This window comes from Streptomyces soli (assembly GCF_003999195.1).
In the GTDB taxonomy this organism is placed as follows: Bacteria; Actinomycetota; Actinomycetes; order Streptomycetales; family Streptomycetaceae; genus Actinacidiphila; species Actinacidiphila soli.
In genome coordinates, this window is the sequence record NZ_RJVR01000234.1 from 1 (window position 1) to 19,781 (window position 19,781).

General features: G+C 70.0%; 17 protein-coding genes and 1 pseudogene. 9 read left to right on the forward strand and 9 right to left on the reverse strand.

Going from position 1 to position 19,781, the window contains the following annotated elements; all coding sequences use genetic code 11:
- Positions 1–123: 123 nt before the first annotated feature.
- Positions 124–882 (reverse strand): LysR family substrate-binding domain-containing protein, encoded by a 759-nt coding sequence (locus EFK10_RS23405; protein WP_127357612.1) that lies wholly within the window; start codon positions 880–882, stop codon positions 124–126.
- 58 nt (positions 883–940) lie between these two features.
- Here EFK10_RS23405 and EFK10_RS23410 point away from each other — a divergent pair, with 58 nt between their 5' ends.
- From EFK10_RS23410 to efeB, 5 genes are all read left to right on the forward strand, one after another.
- A complete protein-coding gene (locus EFK10_RS23410; protein ID WP_127357627.1) occupies positions 941–1,345 on the forward strand; it encodes a DUF5997 family protein in 405 nt (134 codons plus the stop codon).
- Positions 1,346–1,745: 400 nt separating this feature from the next.
- The gene (locus EFK10_RS23420) at positions 1,746–2,171 is read left to right on the forward strand and encodes a TOBE domain-containing protein (protein ID WP_127357613.1); all 426 of its coding nucleotides are present in this window, start codon (positions 1,746–1,748) and stop codon (positions 2,169–2,171) included.
- 196 nt (positions 2,172–2,367) lie between these two features.
- A complete protein-coding gene (locus EFK10_RS23425; protein ID WP_127357614.1) occupies positions 2,368–2,649 on the forward strand; it encodes a PucR family transcriptional regulator in 282 nt (93 codons plus the stop codon).
- A gap of 70 nt (positions 2,650–2,719) precedes the next feature.
- Positions 2,720–4,768 carry an iron uptake transporter permease EfeU gene (gene efeU, locus EFK10_RS23430; protein ID WP_127357615.1) on the forward strand — a complete coding sequence of 683 codons (2,049 nt, stop codon included), beginning with the start codon at positions 2,720–2,722 and terminating at the stop codon, positions 4,766–4,768.
- Positions 4,769–4,811: 43 nt separating this feature from the next.
- A complete protein-coding gene (efeB, locus tag EFK10_RS23435; RefSeq protein ID WP_127357616.1) occupies positions 4,812–6,050 on the forward strand; it encodes an iron uptake transporter deferrochelatase/peroxidase subunit in 1,239 nt (412 codons plus the stop codon).
- A 1-nt stretch (position 6,051) separates the two neighbouring features.
- Here the strand turns inward: efeB and EFK10_RS23440 are convergent, their stop codons facing one another.
- On the reverse strand, positions 6,052–6,708 hold the full coding sequence (locus tag EFK10_RS23440) for a DedA family protein (protein WP_127357617.1): 657 nt from the start codon (positions 6,706–6,708) through the stop codon (positions 6,052–6,054).
- Between the two features lie 183 nt (positions 6,709–6,891).
- On the opposite strand from EFK10_RS23440, the gene EFK10_RS23445 reads away from it, so the two are divergent.
- Positions 6,892–7,614 (forward strand): phosphatase PAP2 family protein, encoded by a 723-nt coding sequence (locus EFK10_RS23445; RefSeq protein ID WP_127357618.1) that lies wholly within the window; start codon positions 6,892–6,894, stop codon positions 7,612–7,614.
- 62 nt (positions 7,615–7,676) lie between these two features.
- Here EFK10_RS23445 and EFK10_RS23450 read toward each other — a convergent pair whose 3' ends face one another.
- The 3 genes from EFK10_RS23450 to EFK10_RS23460 form a co-directional block, all read right to left on the reverse strand.
- Entirely contained in the window at positions 7,677–8,291 is a 615-nt protein-coding gene (locus EFK10_RS23450; protein ID WP_206305557.1) for a GNAT family N-acetyltransferase, read from the reverse strand.
- Positions 8,292–8,461: 170 nt separating this feature from the next.
- Positions 8,462–8,944, reverse strand: coding sequence for a GNAT family N-acetyltransferase (locus tag EFK10_RS23455; protein ID WP_127357620.1), 483 nt, complete (start codon positions 8,942–8,944; stop codon positions 8,462–8,464).
- Positions 8,945–9,008: 64 nt separating this feature from the next.
- A complete protein-coding gene (locus EFK10_RS23460) occupies positions 9,009–10,700 on the reverse strand; it encodes a discoidin domain-containing protein (RefSeq protein WP_127357621.1) in 1,692 nt (563 codons plus the stop codon).
- A gap of 385 nt (positions 10,701–11,085) precedes the next feature.
- Between EFK10_RS23460 and EFK10_RS23465 the strand changes: the two genes are divergently transcribed.
- Positions 11,086–15,381, forward strand: a complete 4,296-nt coding sequence (locus tag EFK10_RS23465; protein WP_127357622.1) for a discoidin domain-containing protein — start codon at positions 11,086–11,088, stop codon at positions 15,379–15,381.
- 82 nt (positions 15,382–15,463) lie between these two features.
- Here EFK10_RS23465 and EFK10_RS23470 read toward each other — a convergent pair.
- Positions 15,464–15,664 (reverse strand): annotated as a pseudogene (locus EFK10_RS23470) (FAD-dependent oxidoreductase); the annotation flags it as partial.
- Between the two features lie 83 nt (positions 15,665–15,747).
- On the opposite strand from EFK10_RS23470, the gene EFK10_RS23475 reads away from it, so the two are divergent.
- Positions 15,748–16,341 carry a helix-turn-helix domain-containing protein gene (locus tag EFK10_RS23475; protein ID WP_127357623.1) on the forward strand — a complete coding sequence of 198 codons (594 nt, stop codon included), beginning with the start codon at positions 15,748–15,750 and terminating at the stop codon, positions 16,339–16,341.
- 183 nt (positions 16,342–16,524) lie between these two features.
- Here EFK10_RS23475 and EFK10_RS23480 read toward each other — a convergent pair whose 3' ends face one another.
- On the reverse strand, positions 16,525–16,851 hold the full coding sequence (locus EFK10_RS23480) for a plasmid stabilization protein (RefSeq protein WP_127357624.1): 327 nt from the start codon (positions 16,849–16,851) through the stop codon (positions 16,525–16,527).
- Positions 16,852–17,052: 201 nt separating this feature from the next.
- Here EFK10_RS23480 and EFK10_RS23485 point away from each other — a divergent pair, with 201 nt between their 5' ends.
- On the forward strand, positions 17,053–17,325 hold the full coding sequence (locus tag EFK10_RS23485; protein WP_127357625.1) for a Rieske 2Fe-2S domain-containing protein: 273 nt from the start codon (positions 17,053–17,055) through the stop codon (positions 17,323–17,325).
- A 218-nt stretch (positions 17,326–17,543) separates the two neighbouring features.
- Here the strand turns inward: EFK10_RS23485 and EFK10_RS23490 are convergent, their stop codons facing one another.
- Together EFK10_RS23490 and EFK10_RS23495 are read right to left on the reverse strand one after the other, a co-directional pair.
- Entirely contained in the window at positions 17,544–18,581 is a 1,038-nt protein-coding gene (locus tag EFK10_RS23490) for an ATP-binding cassette domain-containing protein (RefSeq protein ID WP_127357626.1), read from the reverse strand.
- On the reverse strand, positions 18,578–19,781 hold a 1,204-nt coding region (locus EFK10_RS23495; RefSeq protein WP_164836128.1), incomplete at its 5' end, for an FtsX-like permease family protein. The genes EFK10_RS23495 and EFK10_RS23490, both read right to left, overlap by 4 nt.

Consider the following 19,781-nt stretch of genomic DNA (forward strand, 5'->3'; position numbering starts at 1 on the left):
TCCTACGTCCACGGCACCCGCGACGACGACCTCGCCGCCCTCGCCGCCCACCGCGTCACCCCCTGCGACCGGAAACCGGCGGAAGTCGGTCGCGCCGTCCCCGTACAGCGCGGCCACTGAACTTCAGGGGCGACGGCGGGGCTTGCCGCGCTTGCCGCCCTTGGGGTTGCCGGAGCCGCTCCGGGGGTACTTGCCGGTGGACTTGCGGGCTGCGGGCGTCCGCTGTGGGTCTCCGGTGGCGGGGCGCTTGGCCTTGGGCTGTGCGGGGGTGGGGCGGCCGCGGGAGCTGTTGACGGTTCGGCCGCGGACGATGCCGATGAATTCCTCCACCAGGTCGGTGGTCCTGTCCTCCAGCCAGGACAGCGCGATGCGCGACTCGGGGGCGTCCACGACGGGCCGGTACGTGAGGTCCCTGCGGTGGTGGAGGCGGGCGAGGGACTGCGGGACGACGAGGAGGCCCACTCCTGCCGCGACCAGTTCGATGGCGTCCGCCGTGGTGGCGGGGCGCTCGTCCGCGGGCTGTCCGGGCAGGCGCTCCCAGGCGAGGGTGTCGTCGACGGGATGCAGTACGACGTCGTCGGCAAGATCCTCGGCGGACACCTCGTCGACCGCCGCCACGAGGTGGTCCTTCGGGACAACGACCACGGTCGTCTCGGTGTAGAGGGGGATCGCGCTGAGGTCCGTCCGGTCGATCGGCAACCGTACGAAACCCGCGTCGGCGCCGCCACCGCGCAAGACGTCAGGCGCTTCGGCGGCGGACACCGGGATGAGGGTCAGTGGGACGTCGGGCAGCCGCTCGTTCCAGATCCGAACCCACTTGGTGGGCGTCACTCCCGGGACATACGCGAGCCGGAATGAAGGGGATACTTCCGAGCCTGTCACCCCGCCAGGTTACCGGGCGTGGTCGGAGGTAGCGCACATGCTCGATACCCTTGACACCATGACGTCGTACCAGACCACCCAGACGATGAAGCCCGCCACCGCGGCGAAGAAGCTGGGTGTGTACCTCCAGGCCACCCCCGCCGAGTTCCAGGAGGGTGTCGTCTCGCGCAACGAGCTGAGCGCGCTGCAGGCGGATCCGCCCGGGTGGCTGCTGGAACTGCGCCGCAACGGTCCGCATCCCCGGCCGGTGGTCGCGGCGAAGCTGGGCGTCTCCATCGCGGGTCTCGCGCGTGGCGGAGTCACGGAAGCCCTCACCACGGAGCAGATCGACGCGCTGAAGAAGGAAAGTCCCGAGTGGCTGCAGCAGGAGCGCGCCACCCAGGCCGAGGTCCGGAAAGAAACGGTACGGATCAAGGAGAAGAACGCGGCGCGAGGCGATCAACCCCGCCGACCGCGTTCCTGACCCCCATCCCCCGACTACCCGCGCGCCCGGGCGGAGTCCGTGCCCTACCCCTGCTCTCGGACGCGGAGCTGCGGCTGGCAGCGGCCCTGCGGCTGCCGACGTTCCGGGGATCGGGCCAGCTGCGGCTCAAACGGCTCATCCTGATCATCGACGCGGAGCGGACCGTACGCCATGTCTTCTTCCTGGTCGGCGACATACCCGACGCCGTGCGGTGAGCGCGGCTCCTGGCCACCGCGATGGCCGAACTCGCCGACTGACGGCGCCCTGTCAGCGTTTGCCAGACGATGTCGCGGCGGGTCATGGCGTCTGCGATGCGTCGCCATCCGGATGCGCAGAGTGTGGTTAGAGTGCCGGGAGACAGCAGGACAAATCCCTCGTTCCCGGTAGGAAGTGTTCCGTGATGGGCCTGAGCATCCGCAACCAGCTCCCCGGCACCGTCGTCGCCGTGGCGACCGGCGAGGTCATGGCCATCGTCAGGGTCCGCCTGGACGGGGGCCAGGAGATCACCGCCGCCATCACGCTCGATGCCGTCAAGGACCTGGGCATCGCCGAGGGCTCCGCCGTGCACGCCCTGGCGAAGTCCACCGAGGTCGCCCTGGCCACCGGCCCCGGCCCCGTAGGCGGGCTCAGCATCCGCAACCAGCTCCCTGGCACCGTCGCCGACATCACCAGCGGCGGCGCCATGGCCGGGGTGCGGGTGGACGTCCCGGGCGGCGCCCTGACCGCCGCGATCACCAAGGACGCCGTGACCGACCTCGGCCTGACCACCGGCGACCCGGTGGTCGCCCTCATCAAGTCGACGGAGATCTCACTGGCTACGGCCTGACAGCGGCATCCGGGGCCAGACACATCCGGTCCCGGGTGAGCGGCAGCTCGGTGAACCGTACGCCGGTCGCATCGCGCAGGGCGTTGGCGAAGGCGCCTCGGCCCGGACCACCGCCCCGCACACCTCGTCCGTCACCGACGCGGCGCCGCTCACCGCCTCGCGTCACTGCTGACCGGCGTCCCCGCCGAGCTGTGCCGTGTTCAGCGCCGGGGTCCTCGGGCCGCTGCTCGACAGCAACAGCGCCTCCGCCGCCACTTTTCCGGAGACCCTGGAGTCCTTCCTCGCCTGCAACGGCTCCTGGGCGCGCACGGCGGATGCGCTCCACCTCCACGTCAACACGGTCCACTACGGCATCCAGCTCCTCGAGCAGCTGACCGGACGCGACCTCACCCGCCTCTATGGCCGGCTCGACCTGTGGGCGGCTCTGCTCTGCTGCGCGGGCCGCCAAGCCCACCCCCTTTTCCGAGCCGTGACTTAGGTGTGCCTACACTAAGTCCGCCTGCGGCTGCACCCAGCCGTGGTGATCGGTGTACGGAGAGAGGCCTGCGGTGTGGGACAACGCGTTTCCCAGCTTCCTGATCGGTCTGCGTGAGGGCCTGGAAGCGGGGCTGATCGTCTCAGTGCTCGTGGCCACCCTCGTACGATCCGACCAGCGGGCGCGGTTGCCCCACGTGTGGACCGGCGTCGCCGCCGCCATCGGCCTGTCCATGAGCTTCGGCGCGATTTTGACGTACACCGCGGCGAACCTGTCCGGGCCGGCGCAGGAGGCCTTCGGCGGGACGCTGAGCCTGGTCGCGGTGGTGTTCGTCACCGCGATGGTGTTCTGGATGCGCCGGTCGGCCCGCAGCTTCTCCGGGGAGATCAAGCAGAAGGTCGCCGCCGCACTGGGCATGGGCGCGGGTGTGCTGGTCGTCACCTCCTTCCTGGCCGTGGGCCGGGAGGGGCTGGAGACCGCGCTGTTCCTGTGGACCACGGCCCAGGCGGCCGGGGCGTCGGCGGGCCCGCTGACCGGCGCGGCTGCGGGGCTGCTGATCGCGGCGGGGCTGTGCTGGGGCCTGTACCGGCGGGTGTTGCACATCAACCTCACCCGGTTCTTCACCTACACCGGCGCCGTGCTGATCGTCATCGCCTCCGGGGTGGCCGGCTACGGCATGCGCGACCTCCAGGAAGCCGGGGTGCTGCCGGGCAAGGGCGCGTACGCCTTCGACCTGTCGGCCCACCTCGACCCCGGGTCCTGGTACGTCACGCTGGTGCAGGGCACGCTCAACCTCACCCCGCAGATGACCTGGCTGCAGATCGCGGTCCACGCCGCCTATCTGGCCATCGTCATGACGCTGTTCGTACGCGGCGTACGCGCTCCGAAGGAAGCCCCGGCCGCACCGGCAGCACCCGCCCCGGCACCGGCAGCGCCCGCCACGCCGCGGTTGCCGCGCCGGATGCCGCGCTGGGCCGTGCCGGTGACCCTCGTGGCCGTACCTGCGCTGGTCGCCGGTGCGGTGGTGGCCGTCAGCGACGGCAAGCCCGCTTCCGACAGCCAGGTCGTCGCGGTCTCGGCGGCCGACTGCGGCAAGGGCTTCAGCGCCCCCGGCCCCGGACGCCGTACCTTCCAAGTACGCAACACCGGCAGCCGTACCGCCGAGGTCTACCTCATCGACCCGGTCACCAACGCCGTCTACGGAGAGGTCGAGGGCATCGCCCCCGGCACCACCCGCTCCCTCGTCGCCACCGTCGGCACCGGAAGCTACGCGTGGCGCTGCGTTCCCAACGGCGGCAAGGCCGTCACCTCCGCCGCCGTCCGCGTCACCGGCGGCGGCAGCGCGGCAGCCGTACTCCCGGTGTCGGAGAAGGACCTGGCCGCACCCCTGGCCGCGTACCGGGCGTACGTACAGAAGGGGCTGGCGGAGCTCCTGGCGAGCACCAAGACGCTGCAGGCCGACATCGACGCCGACAAGCTCGCCAAGGCCCGCACCGACTGGCTGGCCGCGCATGAGCAGTACGCCTCGCTCGGCGCCGCCTACGGCACCTTCGGCGACTACGACAAGAAGATCAACGGCCGCACGGCCGGACTAGCGAACGGCGTGAAGGACTCCGGTTTCACCGGCTTCCACCGCCTCGAATACGGCCTCTGGCACGGCGAGGCGGCGGGCTTCCTGGCCCAGCCCGCCAGGCAGCTCACCACCGATGTCGCCGCGCTCCGGAAGGACTTCCCGACGCAGGACTTCGACCCGGGTGACCTGCCGCTGCGCGCCCACGAGATCCTGGAGAACACCCTCGTACGCGAACTCAGCGGCGAGTCCGACTACGGCAGCGGCACCGGCCTGGCGACCACCGAGGCCAACCTGAAGGGCACCCAGGAACTCCTGGACGTCCTGCGACCGCTCCTGGTCAAGCGGGACGCCCAGCTCCCCGGCACCATCGCGACCTGGATGGCGCGCACCGAGAAGCTGGTCCTCGCGCAGCGGGCCAAGGACGGCACCTGGACGGCCGTGTCGAAACTGGACCTGCAGACCCGGCAGAAGCTCAACGGCACGGTCGGGCAGCTGCTGGAGAAGCTGGCCCCCGTCCCGGATCTCCTCGAAGTCCGCAAGGCCGCGTGAGGACGCCATGACCGACCGACACCCCCAGGACAGGAGCGCCCCCATGAACTGCCCCGCCGGCCGCCGCACCTTCGTCAAGACCGCGCTCGGCATCGGCGTCACCGGGGCGGCCCTCGGCGCGGGCATCACCGACGTCGTCCTCGCACCCGCCGACGCCGAGGCGGCCACCACCGGCAGCGGGACCGTGCCCTTCCACGGTGCCCACCAGGCCGGCATCCTCACGCCCGCGCCGGCCGCGGCGGCCTTCGTCTCCTTCGACGTCATCGCCGACAACCGCAACGAACTCGCCGACCTGCTGCGCACCATCACCAGCCGCGCCCGCTTCCTGACCGCCGGCGGCACCCCCGCAGACCTCGGCGTCGGCGCACCGCCCTCCGACAACGGCATACTCGGCCCGACCGTGCCCGCCGACGACCTCACCGTCACCCTCGGCGTCGGGTCCTCCCTCTTCGACGACCGCTACGGCCTCGCCGACCGCAAGCCGCGCCGCCTCAAGCCGATGCGTACCTTCCCCAACGACGACCTGGACGCCGCCGAGTGCCACGGCGACCTCTCGCTGCAGTTGTGCGCCGCCCACCCCGACACCGTGGTGCACGCCCTGCGCGACATCGCCCGGCACACCCGCGGCGGCATGCAGGTCAAGTGGAAGATCGACGGTCACGCCAACCCCTCCCGCCCCACCGGCACCCAGCGCAACTACCTCGGCTTCAAGGACGGCATCGCCAACCCCGACACCAGCTCGGCGCGCGAGATGGACAAGCTGATCTGGGTCACCGAGGCCGCCGGGGAGCCGTCCTGGGCGGTCGGCGGCAGCTACCAGGTCATCCGCATCATCCGCATGCTCGTCGAGTTCTGGGACCGGGTCTCGCTCACCGAGCAGGAGAAGATGATCGGCCGCCGCCGCGACACCGGCGCCCCGCTCGACGGCGCGCAGGAAACCGACATCCCTCACTACGCCAAGGACCCCAAGGGCGAGGCCATCCCCCTCGACGCCCACATCCGCCTCGCCAACCCCCGCTCCGCCAAGACCGACGCCAACCGCATCCTGCGGCGCGGCTACAACTACGACCGCGGCGTCGACAAGGTCGGCAACCTCGACATGGGCCTGGCCTTCTGCTGCTACCAGCAGAACGTGGAGCGGCAGTTCGAGGCCACCCAGACGCGCCTCATAGACGAACCGCTGGTCGACTACATCACCCCCACCGGCGGCGGCTACTTCTTCGCCCTCCCCGGCGTGAAGGACAGCTCCGACTGGCTGGGACGCACTCTCATGAAGGCCTGAGTCAGGACGCGTCCCGGTCGTCGACGGCAGGCCGCCCGGCATCGCCGGGCTCCCGGTGGGCGGCGCGGCGCCGGCGAAAGTGCCAGACCACGAGGGCGGCGATCACGATGGCGGCCAGTACGAGTGCGAGGACCCGGCCGACGGTGTGCTCGATCTGGGTGTAGGCGGAGCCGGCGAAGTAGCCCAGCAGGGTGAAGCCGACGCCCCAGGCGATGCCGCCCATGGCGTTGAAGAGCAGGAACGTGCGGTAGGGCATGTGGGAGGCGCCGGCCAGGGCGGGCATCATCGCGCGGAAGAAGGCGATGAAGCGGCCGAGGAAGACCGCGACCGGTCCCCGGCGGCGGATCAGGTCCTGGGCGTCGGCGATGCGGCCCTGGTGCCGTCGAAGGGGCCGGGTGGTCAGGATCCGGGGCCCGAAACGGTGGCCGATCTCGTAACCGACGGAGTCCCCGGCGATGGCCGCGAGCACCACACACAGAGCGAGCCAGTAAACGGAGACGTGATGCTGGCTTGCCAGGACCCCGCCCAGGACCACGGCGGTCTCCCCGGGGAGAACAAAGCCGAAGAAGAGGGCGTCCTCGCAGAAGACGAGGGCCGCGACGACGGCGTAGACGACCGCGCCGGACAGTCCGGCCAGCCAGTCAGTGATCGCGTTCATGCCTCCACTCTCCTTCGCGGCGCCGCGTGGAGCACGGGCTCACGGTTGAATCTACAACGTGTAGTAGTTTGGTCGGGCGGTCGTCGCGAGTTCACTCGTGCGTCATCGACAGGTCCCCGCAGGTGTCCAAACGCGGGGCGGCGGCCGCCAGTGCCCCGCCGCGTCTCGCGTAAGGACCACTCCATGCCTCAAGTGCGCCACTGGTTGCGCAACTCGCTCATCGTGTTCGCGCTGACGATCGCCCTCGGGCTGGTCGCCGCACACACGAGCCTGCTCCAGCCCGACGAGCTGCGTCTCGACCGCGCACTGCAGACCGACACCCGCACCGGCTGGCTGAACACGGTGATGCTCGGGGTCAGCGACATCGCCTCGCCGGTCGGCGGGCTGATCATCCTGGCGCTGTGGTGCGGCTGGCTGCTCTTCCGCCGCCACCACCCGGTCGCCGCGGTGTCCACTTTCCTGGTGGTCGCGGTCGGCTGGAACAGCTCGGAGATCGCCAAGCTGATCGTCGCCCGCAACCGTCCCCCGGTGGTCTACTCCCTTGACCCGGAGATCGGCTCCAACAGCTTCCCCAGCGGGCACGTCGCCTTCACCGTCTCCGCCGTGGTCGCCGCGTGCTTGCTGGCCCGCGGCACGCGTTGGCAGCGGCCTGCGGCTTTCGGCGGCGCCGCTGTCGTGGCGCTCGTCGCCTTCTCCCGGCTGTACATCGGCGCGCACTACCCGATCGACGTCCTGGGCTCGGTGCTGGTCAGCGGCTCCGCGATCCTCTTCCTCACCGGCATCTGGCACGCCTGGCTACTGCCCCGGCTGCACCTGGTCCCCTTCCTGGACCGCTTCGGCCCCGTCCAGCCGCCCGCCGCGCTCTCCGAAAAGGACGGCGAGGTTCCCGTCGGGGCGCAGCATTAGGGGACCGAGTTCCCCCAGACCATGTACGGAGGAGCAGCAGCCATGACCTTGATTTCCCCGGGTCAGAAGTCGATCCGCATGACGACCCGCCTGAGGGTGGGCTTGTTCACCTCGGCGAATCCCGCGTCGGCGAACACGTCGCGGCTGCCGACGTGGAGTTCCCCCCAGGTGATCTCCACTCCTGGCTGTGTGATCATCGGGTACGCCTCGAGCGCGCGAGCGCCGCGCTCGCGCGCGAAGTCCACCGTGGCGCGTGCCAGCGCGTAGGTGATGCCGCGACGGCGGAAGGACTTGCGGGTGACGAAACAGGACACGACCCAGACGCCGTCGTCGGTCTTGTCCTCGTCCCGGCCGGTCCAGGGGACGCGGGCGCGGAGCAGGCGCGGGTAGGACGTTCGGGGCTCGACAGCGCACCACCCGGCCGGCTCGCCCTCCAGATAGGCGACGAGGCCGCTGGTCGAAGGAGCACCGGCATCGCCGCAACCGGTCTGTTCGCGCAGCCGCTCGGCGCGTTCGTCGTCGGAGACCGAGGCCCAGTGGGAGTCCCGGATCTTGAAGCGCTGGCACTGGCACTTGGACGGGTAGTCCGTTGTGCCGAAGATCGTCTGCAGGTCGTCCCACGAAGCTTCGTTGGCGGGGACGATCGAGATCTGATCATCCGTGATCTGCTGGGTCATGGCTGAGATCATCGCAAATCCGGGAGACATGGGCTTCACCGTGGTGGGTCCTCTCCGACGAGCCCGTCCACCGACTCCCGGATGAGGTCGGCATGGCCGTCCGCCCGGTCCGTTGAGTCCGGTTCGGTCACATGATTCCAGCAGACGGGCGGCATCTCCCCCCTGTTCCGTCACAGCGCCGGCACACCCGGTGGGCGCACCATGAAGACATCGATCGGGTCCTGGGTTTCCAACACGAACCCGTGGCGCTCGTACAACCGCCGGGCGGCACTGCCCTGCAGGACATTCAGGCGGACGCTCACGCCCTGGGTGTCTATTCGGGCGAGTACCGCGCGCAGGACGGCCGAGCCGAGGCCCCGGCCCTGATGGTGCGGCGCGAGGTAGAAGTGCTCCAGCCACCATCCGTCCTGGGCGGGCCGAACGGTGACGCACCCGGCCAGGGCACAGTCGACCTCGATGATGGACGTGTACTGCGGGGAGAGGGAGTCCCGCAGCCGCTGCCGTACGCGTTGCTCATCGAAACGGCCCAGACGCTCCAGGTCCGGCCGCATCACCGTCGCCCGCAATTCCGCGATCACCTCGATGTCGGCCGGCTCCGTGGAACGCAGCACCCACCCCGACTGCGTTCCGCCCAGCCTCACATGCCCATCCATGGCTGGAGTATCTCAGCCATGAATGGGCCCAGGGGGTGCGGGGGATGGCGCTCACCGCCGGGTCTTACGACGCGTACAGCTGGACCTCCGACACCTGGCCGGCAGGCCAGCCGGTGTTGGCGGTGAAGAGCAGCCGCACGTACCGGGTGGTGGGAGCCGAGGGCAGCGAGACGATAGCCGTGTTGCCGGTGGCGGGGTCGAAGGTGCAGCGGACGGAGTCGGCGAGGGTGCTGAAGGCGGAGCCGTCCGTGCCGCCCTGGACGGAGAGCGTCTGGGTCCTGGTGGCCCACGCACTGGCCGGGGGCAGGGTGAGGACGACCCGCCCCACCGGGGTCGCCGTCTGGAGGTCGACCTGGATCCATTGCGGGAAGGCGTTGTTGGCGCTCTCCCAGTACGTGTCCTTGTTTCCGTCGACGGCGTTGGCGCAGGCGTACGTCTGGGTGTGGCTGCTCTCCGACACCGGCTTGTGCAGGGCGAGGTTCGGCGGCTGTCCGGTGCCGCCGCCGGCCACCGGCTGGGTGGGGCGGGTGGCGGTCAGGGCGATCTGGCCCTTGAGCATTTTGCCGCCGTCGGCCGTGAGGCGCAGGTAGTAGTCGGAGGAGCAGGCCGTGCCGTCCTCGTCGAGGGCCAGGAAGCCGGAGTTGACGGGAACCTGGGCCGAGGTGGCGGCGGTCTTGGCGATCTGGTTGCCCTCGTTGTACTCGTCGAACATCGAGATGTAGATGCCCTGGGCGCCGGCCCGCACGACGTTGTAGAACTGCCGCCACATGAAGTCCCCGTGGGCCCGCTGGCGCACCGAGATGTCGCCGGGCAGGACGCAGGGCTGGTAGTCGATGCCGTGGGCGTTGCAGTCGGCCTGGTCGGGGACCGTACAGGAGGAGTAGAAGGCGTCGGAGTCCGCGGCGGTGCCGATTCTGCCGACCATCCACGGCGACAGCATGTTGAAGGCGTGGTAGACGTCGAGATAGCCGGACCGGGAGTCGTTCACGCCGGTGCGCCAGTAGGTGGGCACGCCGCCCATGACGTAACAGCCCTGGGCCTTGAACCAGTTCATTACATCGAGGCATTCCGCGGGACTCCACGGGTGGTTGGAGTCGTTGAAGCCGAAGCCCCACACCCCCACCACCGGCTTACCGCTCTGCCGGGCGTAGGCGGAGGACGCGGTGTGGGCGGACATCTTGTTGGTCCAGTCGGCCTTGATCTCGGCCTGCATGGCGGACCAGCCGCTCACGTCGTACATGATGTAGAACTTCCGGCCGTGCGCCTCGGCGGCGCTGCGGACCTTCTCGGCCATCGCGTCCCGGGTCGGACCCTCGGAGCTGTTGGGGTTGAAGCGCTGGAGGGCGGCGGTGTCGCAGCCGTTCTGCTGCATCCACGTGAAGTGCGTGTCGACGGTCTGATTGTCGTAGGAGGAGAAGAGGGTCGCGGGGGCGCCGTTGCCGAGGTTGCCGAAGGCGGTCGCGTAGCCCTTGGCGTAGTCGGTCATGTCGGGCCAGGCGACGATGGCCTTGTTCGACGGGGAGGGCGCCTTGGACCAGTCCTGGCTCCAGTGCCACCACCCGTTGATCGGGGCGCCGTCACCGGGGCAGGCGAACCAGCCCTGGTAACCCACTGTGATCTTGCCGACCACGTCGCCGGGGGTGCCGGCCTGTGGAGCGGCGGTGCCGGCGAACGCCGTACCGGGGATGAGCGGCACCGCTGCCAGAACGGGTGCTGCCGCTGCCGCGGCGAGTAACGACCGTCGTGTGAGGGGCATCGGATCTCCTCGCGTCGCGTCCCGCGTGGGTAGCCCGCTGCGGGACCAGGTGTGGGGGCGGCAGAGCGTAGTCAGCCCGCGCTGTGGCAGCAAGAGTTCATGCGACTTGCGCAATAACTTGTCGTCTCGTCGCAAGTTCACGTCATGAACACGGCATTCCGTTGCCGTGTGGCTGACGGCCCCTCAAAATGGCCGGTCATGACCGTAGACGCCTGGAAAACCCTCTGCAACTATCAGCTCGAATAACGCAATTAAATGAGTGATCGCTGCAACTTCCGTGGGAACGCCGCTCGGTGGCGTCGGCCGGACGGGAGATCAGGGACTCCCCGCACGTGATTCATGTCATGGCACCAACAACTCTGGGACGAGAGGCACAGGAGTGACCATGCGAAGGAAGCGCTCGATCTTGCGGCTGCTGGCGGGGGTGATCGCGGCGGGCCTGGTGCTGTTCGGCTTGACAGTCCTGCCGGCGGCAGCCGCCGGCGGCCCCAACCTCGCGGCCGGCAGACCGGCCGGCGCGAGCAGTACCAACAGCGGCTACGCCGTCGCCAATGTCACCGACGGCAACCAGGACACGTACTGGGAGAGCTCCGGCAGCTCCTTCCCGCAGTGGGTCCAGGTCGATCTCGGCAGCAGCCAGAGCATCGGACAGGTCGCGGTGAAGGTCCCCGCCTCCTGGGGCGCCAGGACGCAGACCTTCTCCGTCCAGGGAAGCGCGGACGGCGTCAGCTTCTCCACCATCTCCGGTTCGGCGGCGCACGACTTCGCCCCCGGGTCCGGAAACACGGTCAAGATTGACTTCGGCGCCACCAGCGCCCGTTACGTACGCCTGAACATCACCGCCAACACCGGCTGGGCCGCCGCCCAGGTCTCGGAGCTCGAGGTCTACGCGGCCACCTTCGCGACCGACAACCTCGCTTCGGGCAAAACCCTGACCGCGAGCAGCAGCACCTCCCCGTACGCCCCCGGCAACGCCAACGACGCCAACCAGGACAGTTACTGGGAGAGCAGCAACAACGCCCTCCCGCAGTGGATCCAGGCCGACCTCGGCGCCTCCGTCGGCGTGAACAAGGTGGTGCTCAAGCTGCCGTCGAGCTGGGGAGCCCGGACGCAGACGCTGTCCGTACGCGGCAGCACCGACGGCTCGACGTTCACCGACCTCGTGGCGTCGCAGGACTACGCCTTCAACCCGTCGTCCAGCAACACGGTGACCATCACCCTGTCCACCACGACCACGCGCTACCTGCGCATCAACGTCACCGCCAACACCGGGCAGCCTGCCGCGCAGGTGTCCGAGCTGGAGGTCTACGGCCCCGCCACCGGTGACGTCACCGCGCCCAGCGCCCCGACGGGCCTGGCCTACACCCAGCCCGCCACCGGCCAGATCAAGCTGACCTGGAACGCGGCCACCGACAACGTCGGCGTCACCGGCTACGACGTCTACGCCGACGGCACCCTGCGGACCAGCGTCGCCGGCAACGTCCTGACCTTCACGGACAGCCAGCCCGACAGCGCCACGGTGACCTACTACGTCCGGGCCAAGGACGCCGCCGGCAACCAGTCGGCCAACAGCAACAGCGTCACCCGCACCGGCGCCAGTGGCGACACCCAGGCGCCGACACAGCCCACCAACCTCGTGTACACGCAGCCGGCCTCCGGTCAGATCAAGCTGACCTGGAGCGCCTCCTCCGACAACGTCGGCGTCACCGGCTACGAGGTCTACGCCAACGACGTCCTGCTCACCACGGTCGCCGGGGGCACCCTGACGTACACCGACAGCCAGCCCGACTCGGCGACCGTCTCGTACTACGTCAAGGCCAAGGACGCCGCCGGCAACCGCAGTATCGCCAGCGCCACCGTCACCCGCAACGGCGCGACCAGCGGCAACGGGTCGAACATGGCGGTCGGCAAGCCCATCACCGCCTCCTCCACCACCCAGAACTTCGTCGCCACCAACGCCAACGACAACAGCGTGACGACCTACTGGGAGGGCGCGGGCGGCAGCTACCCCAACACCCTGACCGTCTCGCTCGGCGCCAACGCGGACGTCACCTCGCTGGTGCTGAAGCTCAACCCCGACAGCGCCTGGGGCACGCGCACCCAGACCATCCAGGTGCTGGGCCGCGACCAGAGCGCCACCGCCTACACCAGTCTGAAGGCGGCCGCCGACTACACGTTCAACCCGGCCACCGGCAACACCGTGACCATCCCGGTCACGGCCCGAGTCGCCGACGTACGGCTGCAGTTCACGGCCAACACCGGCGCGGGCGGCGGCCAGATCGCCGAGTTCCAGGTGATCGGCACCCCGGCGCCGAACCCGGACCTGACCGTCACGGGTATGTCCGTGACGCCCTCCGCGCCGGTCGAGACCGACGCCGTCACCCTGTCCGCCACCGTCAAGAACATCGGCAACCTGCCGTCCACCGCCACCGCGGTCACCTTCTACCTGGGCACCACCAAGGCCGGTACGGCATCGGTCGGCGCCCTCGCCGCCGGTGCCTCCAGCACCGTCACGGCGAACATCGGCACGCGTGACGCGGGAAGTTACCCGCTCAGCGCCACCGTCGACGAAGCCGGCACCGTCATCGAGCAGAACGACACGAACAACAGCTACACCAGCCCCACCCCCCTGGTGGTGAAGCCGGTGGACAGCTCCGACCTGATCGCCTCGCCCGTCGCCTGGACGCCGAACAACCCGGCCAAGGGAAATACCGTGACCTTCTCGGTCGCCCTGAAGAACCAGGGCACCGTGGCCACCGCGGCCGGCGCGCACGGCATCACCCTGACGGTCACCGACACCGCGAGCGGCAGCGTCGTCAAGACGCTCACCGGTTCGTACAGCGGCACCATCAACCCCGGCAGCACCACCAGCCCGGTCTCCCTGGGCACCTGGACCGCCGCCGACGGCAAGTACAGCGTCAAGACCGTCATCGCCGCGGACGCCAACGAGCTGTCGGTCAAGCAGGACAACAACACCAGCACGCAGTCCCTGTACGTCGGGCGCGGCGCCAACATGCCGTACGACATGTACGAGGCCGAGGACGGCGTCCTGGCCGGTGGCGCGGCGGTCGTCGGCCCGAACCGGACCGTCGGCGACGTGGCCGGCGAGGCCTCCGGCCGCAAGGCGGTCACCCTCAACAGCACCGGAAGCTCGGTCGAGTTCACCACAAGGGCCAGCACCAACACCCTGGTCGTGCGCTACTCGATCCCCGACTCGGCGGGCGGCGGAGGCATCAACTCCACCCTCAACGTCTACGTCAACGGGACCTTCCTCAAGGCCATCGACCTCACCTCCAAGTACGCCTGGCTGTACGGCAGCGAGACCGCTCCCGGCAACAGCCCGAGCGACGGCAGCCCTCGGCACATCTACGACGAGGCCAACATGATGCTCGGCACCACCGTGCCGGCAGGTGCCAAGATCAAGCTGCAGAAGGACGCGGCCAACGACACCAACTACGCGGTGGACTTCATCAACACCGAGCAGGTCGCACCCATCGCCAACCCCGACCCGGCCGCGTACACCGCACCCACCGGGTTCACCCAGCAGGACGTCCAGAACGCCCTCGACAAGGCGCGCATGGACACCACGGGCACGATAAAGGGTGTCTACCTGCCGCCGGGCGACTACGACACGTCCAGCAAGTTCCAGGTGTACGGAAAGGCCGTCAAGGTGATCGGCGCCGGCCCCTGGTACACCCGGTTCCGCACCCCGGCCAGTCAGTCGAACACGGACGCCGGCTTCCGAGCGGACTCCACGGCGAACGGCTCGAGCTTCTCCGGCTTCGCCTTCTTCGGTAACTACACGTCCCGCATCGACGGGCCGGGCAAGGTGTTCGACTTCGCCAACGTCGCCAACATCACCATCGACAACGTCTGGAACGAGCACACGGTGTGCCTCTACTGGGGCGCCAACACCGACAACGTGACCATCACCAACTCCCGCATCCGTGACACGTTCGCCGACGGCATCAACATGACGAACGGCAGTACGGACAACCACCTCAACAACATCGAGGCCCGCGCCACGGGCGACGACAGCTTCGCCCTGTTCTCGGCGATCGACGCGGGCGGAGCGGACGAGAAGAACAACCTGTACGAGAACCTGACCTCCCTGCTGACCTGGCGCGCCGCGGGCATCGCCGTCTACGGCGGCTACGCCAACACGTTCCGCAACATCTACATCGCGGACACGCTGGTCTACTCCGGAGTCACCATCAGCTCCCTGGACTTCGGCTACCCGATGAACGGCTTCGGGACCGACCCGACCAACATCCAGAACATCTCCATCGTCCGCTGTGGCGGCCACTTCTGGGGCGGGCAGACCTTCCCGGGGATCTGGCTCTTCTCCGCCTCGAAGGTCTTCCAGGGGATCCGCGTCAGTGACGTGGACATCGTGTCCCCGACCTACAGCGGGATCATGTTCCAGACCAACTACTCCGGGGGCCAGCCGCAGAACCCGATCAAGGACACGATCCTCACGAACGTGACGATCACCGGGGCCCACCGCAGCGGTGACGCCTACGACGCCAAGTCCGGCTTCGGTCTGTGGGCCAACGAGATGCCCGAGGCAGGCCAGGGTCCGGCGGTCGGGTCCGTCACCTTCAACAACCTCAAGATGAGCGACAACTACCAGGACATCAAGAACACGACGTCCACCTTCACCATCAACATCAACCCGTAGCGGAGGACACCGCACACCAGGGCCCCTCGGCCGAACACCGGCCGGGGGGCTCACTGTTGGACCCCGACGTGACCGCCTACATGATCGGCCTCACCCGGGAGCGGCCGTGCAGAACCGCGCGCCCGGCGGCGGACGCCGGGGCGTTGCGGGGCTGTCCGGCGGCGTCGATCACCAGTACCGAGCGCCGTGCCCGGGCCAGGGTCAGTGCCCCGCTCAGCCCGGCGGCACCGCCTCCGATGACCACGACGTCGTAGCGCCGCTCCGCGTGGGTTTGTGTCGTCATGTCGTTTGCCTCCGTTCACCCACGATCGTCGGCCCGGGCCCATCGGCTTGACAAAGGTTCTTGCCAGGACAGCAAATAGAGGGATGGCAGACGACGACATTCCCGGCGTGCTGACCGCCGTGGGCCCACGGCTACGAGCGCTGCGGCGCGAGCGCGGCGCCACCCTGGCCGAGCTGAGCGAGACGACCGGAATCTCGCTCAGCACCCTCTCCCGCCTGGAGTCCGGGAAACGCAAACCGACCCTGGAGCTCCTGCTTCCGCTCGCCAAGGCCCACGGCGTACAACTCGACGAACTCGTCGGCGCGCCCACCACCGGCGACCCCCGCATCCACCCCCGCCCCATCACCCGGCACGGCCAGACCTTCATCCCGCTGACCCGCCACCTCGGCGGCCTGCACGCCTACAAGCAGATCATTCCCGCCCGCAAGCAGCCCGCCGGCGTACGTCCCGAACAGGGAACCCACGAGGGCTACGAGTGGCTCTACGTCCTCTCCGGCCGCCTGCACCTGGCCCTCGGCGAGCACGACCTCGTCCTCACCGCCGGCGAAGCCGCCGAATTCGACACCCGCACCCCCCACGGCTTCGCCAACGCCGGCGACCGCCCCGTCGAGTTCCTGAGTCTCTTCGGCGCCCAGGGCGAGCGAATGCACGTAAGGGCCCGCCCCACCGGCGGGTGACGCTGAGCTGCGGGTCTGGCCGGTTCCGGGGGGCTGGTGATCTTCCGGCGCCCGTCATGAACCGTTGCTGACATCATGCCGGGGCCCACGTGGTGACGTCCGGGGCGTCACCGAGGGCGTGCACCACGCTGGTGCCCGCGTTGCCCGTGGCCCCCGTGACGACGATCCGCAGGCCGGCCATCGTCAGCCGCCGCCCAGGGCCCGCTTCAGCTCGGCCTTGTTCATGCCGGACCTACCGTCGATGTTGCGGCGCTTGGCCTCTTCGTACAGCTGATCGTAGGTCTGGCCCTGGGAGCCCTGGTGGGAGCGCTGGCCGCCGCGCTTGCTGGAGGACATGTCCTGGGTGGAGGTGCGGCTGGCGGTCTTGGCCTCGCCGGAGCGGGCGCGCTCCTTGTTGACGGTGCGGGCGGCGATTTCCTTGGCGCGGCCTTCGCTCTCGCCGCGCTCCTGCGCGCTGTCCTTGATGTGCTCGTACTGCCGCTCACGCTTGTCGCTGGAACCTCGCGGCATGACGTTCACCCCTTCGTGTCACCTTGCTGGCGGGAAGGGCACCGGGCGCCGACCCGGGGGAAGGCCGGGCCCGGTGCTCGCTCACCGCACGGCCGTTCTTGCCGCGATTCCTCGGGTGCCCGGCGGGCCGGAGCCGAAACCCGTCGGTGGGAAGCGGGGGCAGACGGGGGGCAGAAGGGCGCGCCGGGGTACGCGGGACCCATGACGAACCTCCCTGACACCTCGAACGACGCCGCGCGCACCTGGGACTGCCCCTGCCACGGCTCCCGCTTCGCCGTCGACGGCCAGGTCCTGCACGGCCCCGCCACCTCACCGCTGCAGAAGAAGGACACCGACGACGAGGGCTGCCCCCTGGCCGCCGCACGGACCGAGTATCCGGGGGACCGCCGGGTAGCCGCCCCTCAGGAACCTGGCGCTCGACAGACGGAGACACGCCATGTGGGACGGCGACGGAAACATACGGAACCACTCTGAACGCCAAGGCGACGAGACGGACGGGAGATCCACGACGCCCCCCGGCGGCAGCCGATCGGGTGGCAGGAACCGGCGCGCTCAGGAGCCGTCGCCTGCGGCCGCCGCCGAGCAGAAGCAGAAGAGGGACACCTTGCCCGTGCCGTCCAACATCGTGCTGGGCGAGGACTGATCAAGGCCCGATTGCGTTTGACCGTCGTGTCATGGATGGACGTAAGAACTCAGTCGTCCGAGGCATGCCGGTCGGGGCGGACCGCGATGTGATCGGGCTCCAGCTCCAAAAGTACGCGCTCGCGGATGGTAAGGGCCTCGGTGAAGTCGCGGGGCAGTTGGAGGCGTCCGGAGCGATCGACGGTGGCGTACTCGCGGGCGGTGACGGACTCCTGGCCGCGCTCGTCGACGGTGCTGTGGCGGAGGACCTCGGAGGCGATCCGGCCGTCGCGCAGCGCGACGGTGCGGCGGACCGCGGAGGCGACGGCGAGGTCGTGGGTCACCACGACAACAGTGGTGCCGAGTTCCTCGTTGGCCGTACGGAAGGCGTCGAAGACCTGGTCGGCGGTGGCGGAGTCCAACTCGCCGGTGGGTTCGTCGGCGAGGATGACGGACGGGGAGTTGGCCAGGGCGACGGCGATGGCGGTGCGTTGCTGCTCGCCGCCGGACATCTGGTGCGGGCGCCGGTCACGGCAGTGGGCCACCCCGAGCATCGTCAGCAGGTCGCCGGCGCGGGCGACACGGCTGCGGCGGCCGCGCGGGCTGCCGCTGAGGCGCATGGGCAGGACGACGTTCTGCTGGGCTGTCAGGTAGGGCAGGAGATTGCGGGCCGTCTGCTGCCATACGAAGCCGACGACCTCGCGCCGGTAGCGGAGCCGGGACTTGGCGTCCATGGCGAGCAGGTCGAATCCGGCCACGGTGGCCGCGCCGGCGGTCGGCACGTCAAGACCGGCCAGGATGCTCAGCAGGGTGGACTTGCCGCTGCCGGACGCGCCGACCAGCGCCATCAATTCGCCGGGGGCGACCAGCAGGTCGAGACCTTGCAGGGCTTGCACCTCGACTCCGTCGGCGGTGAAGATCCGTACCAGGCGGTCGCAGGAGATGAGCGCGTCCTGACCGTGGCGGGGACGCTCCCGCCGGTCGGTGGCGCGTCGTTCGAGCTCGGCCAGCGTCGGGTCCGGGCTCTCGTGCGCGCTCGGGTTCGTGCTCCCGTGCGTGCCCGGGTTCGTGTGCGCGTTCGCGTGCTTGTTCGTGCTCTGGTTCGTCATGCCCGTTCACCCATTCTCAGGTCCGTGCCCTCGCCGCGCCGTCCGGTGAGCCAGGCCTGCGCCGTCAGGATCCCGCAGGCCAGGACGAGCAGGCCGGCCGAGGGCAGGACGAGCGAGGCCGGGTCCGTCCGCAGGACCGCGTCGGCGGCGCCGGCGGCCGGGGCGCGGGCGGCGAAGGCGAGCGCGGTGAGGTCGACGCCGGGGCGCAGCAGGGGGATGGTGGCCAGGCCGACCAGGATGCCGCCCACCGCCGCCAGCAGTGCCTGCGGAAGCATTTCGAGGATCGCGAGACCCTGGCACTGGCGGCGGCTCATGCCCATCGTGCGCAGCCGGGCGAGCAGGGCGCCGCGCTGTGGAGCGCCCTGGAGCAGGGAGAGCAGCAGGGCCAGGGCGCTGTAACCGGCCCCTGCCGCGACGGCCACGAGGTAGACGCGCCGGGCGCCGGACTGCAGGGGCGTGGAGCTGTACGACGCGTGTTCCTCGGAGCGCAGGTCGACGGAGAGTTCGTGCGAGGCCCACTCGGCCACGGCGCGCAGCGCCTTTCCGTTGAGGGACGGTCCGGTCACGTAGAGCGCGGTGGGGTCCAGTACGGGGCTGTGCGCGACGGCGGGGTGGGCCCGCGCCATGGCGGCGGCCGAGACGATGACGAAGTCGCCGTCCGGTGCCGCCGGGGTGCCGTCCACAACCCCGGCGACCCGCACCGTGGTCGCGCCTGCGGCGGCCTGCACGGTGACGTCGGCGTGGCCGAACTCCCTGGCCAGGCCCGGCGAGACGACCGCCGGGAGCACATCGCGGGCGCCGTCATGGGTGAGCGCGGGGACCGGGAGCGGGCCGCCCAGTCCGGTGGCCGAGGTCAGCCGCGCATAGGCGGCCGGATCCACGACGATCAGCTCGTACGTGGTCCGCCGGCCGTCCGTGGTCAGGCCTTCGGCGTGGACGCTCACCACATCGCGTACCCCTTCGACCCGCCGGACGCTCGCCGCCAGCCCGCCCGGCAGCGTGGTGAAGGCCTCCACACGGGCGTCGGCGCCGACAGTGGTCAACGCGGCCCGGTCACGGCCCGCCGCCACGCCGGCCAGTACGGAACCGCCGAACGACGTCAGGGCCAGTGCCACCAGCACCGCGAGCAGCGGCAGCGCCGCCGTCGCCGGGGCCCGGCCCGCCCGGGCCAGGCCCAGGTGGGCGACGGCGCCGGGGAGC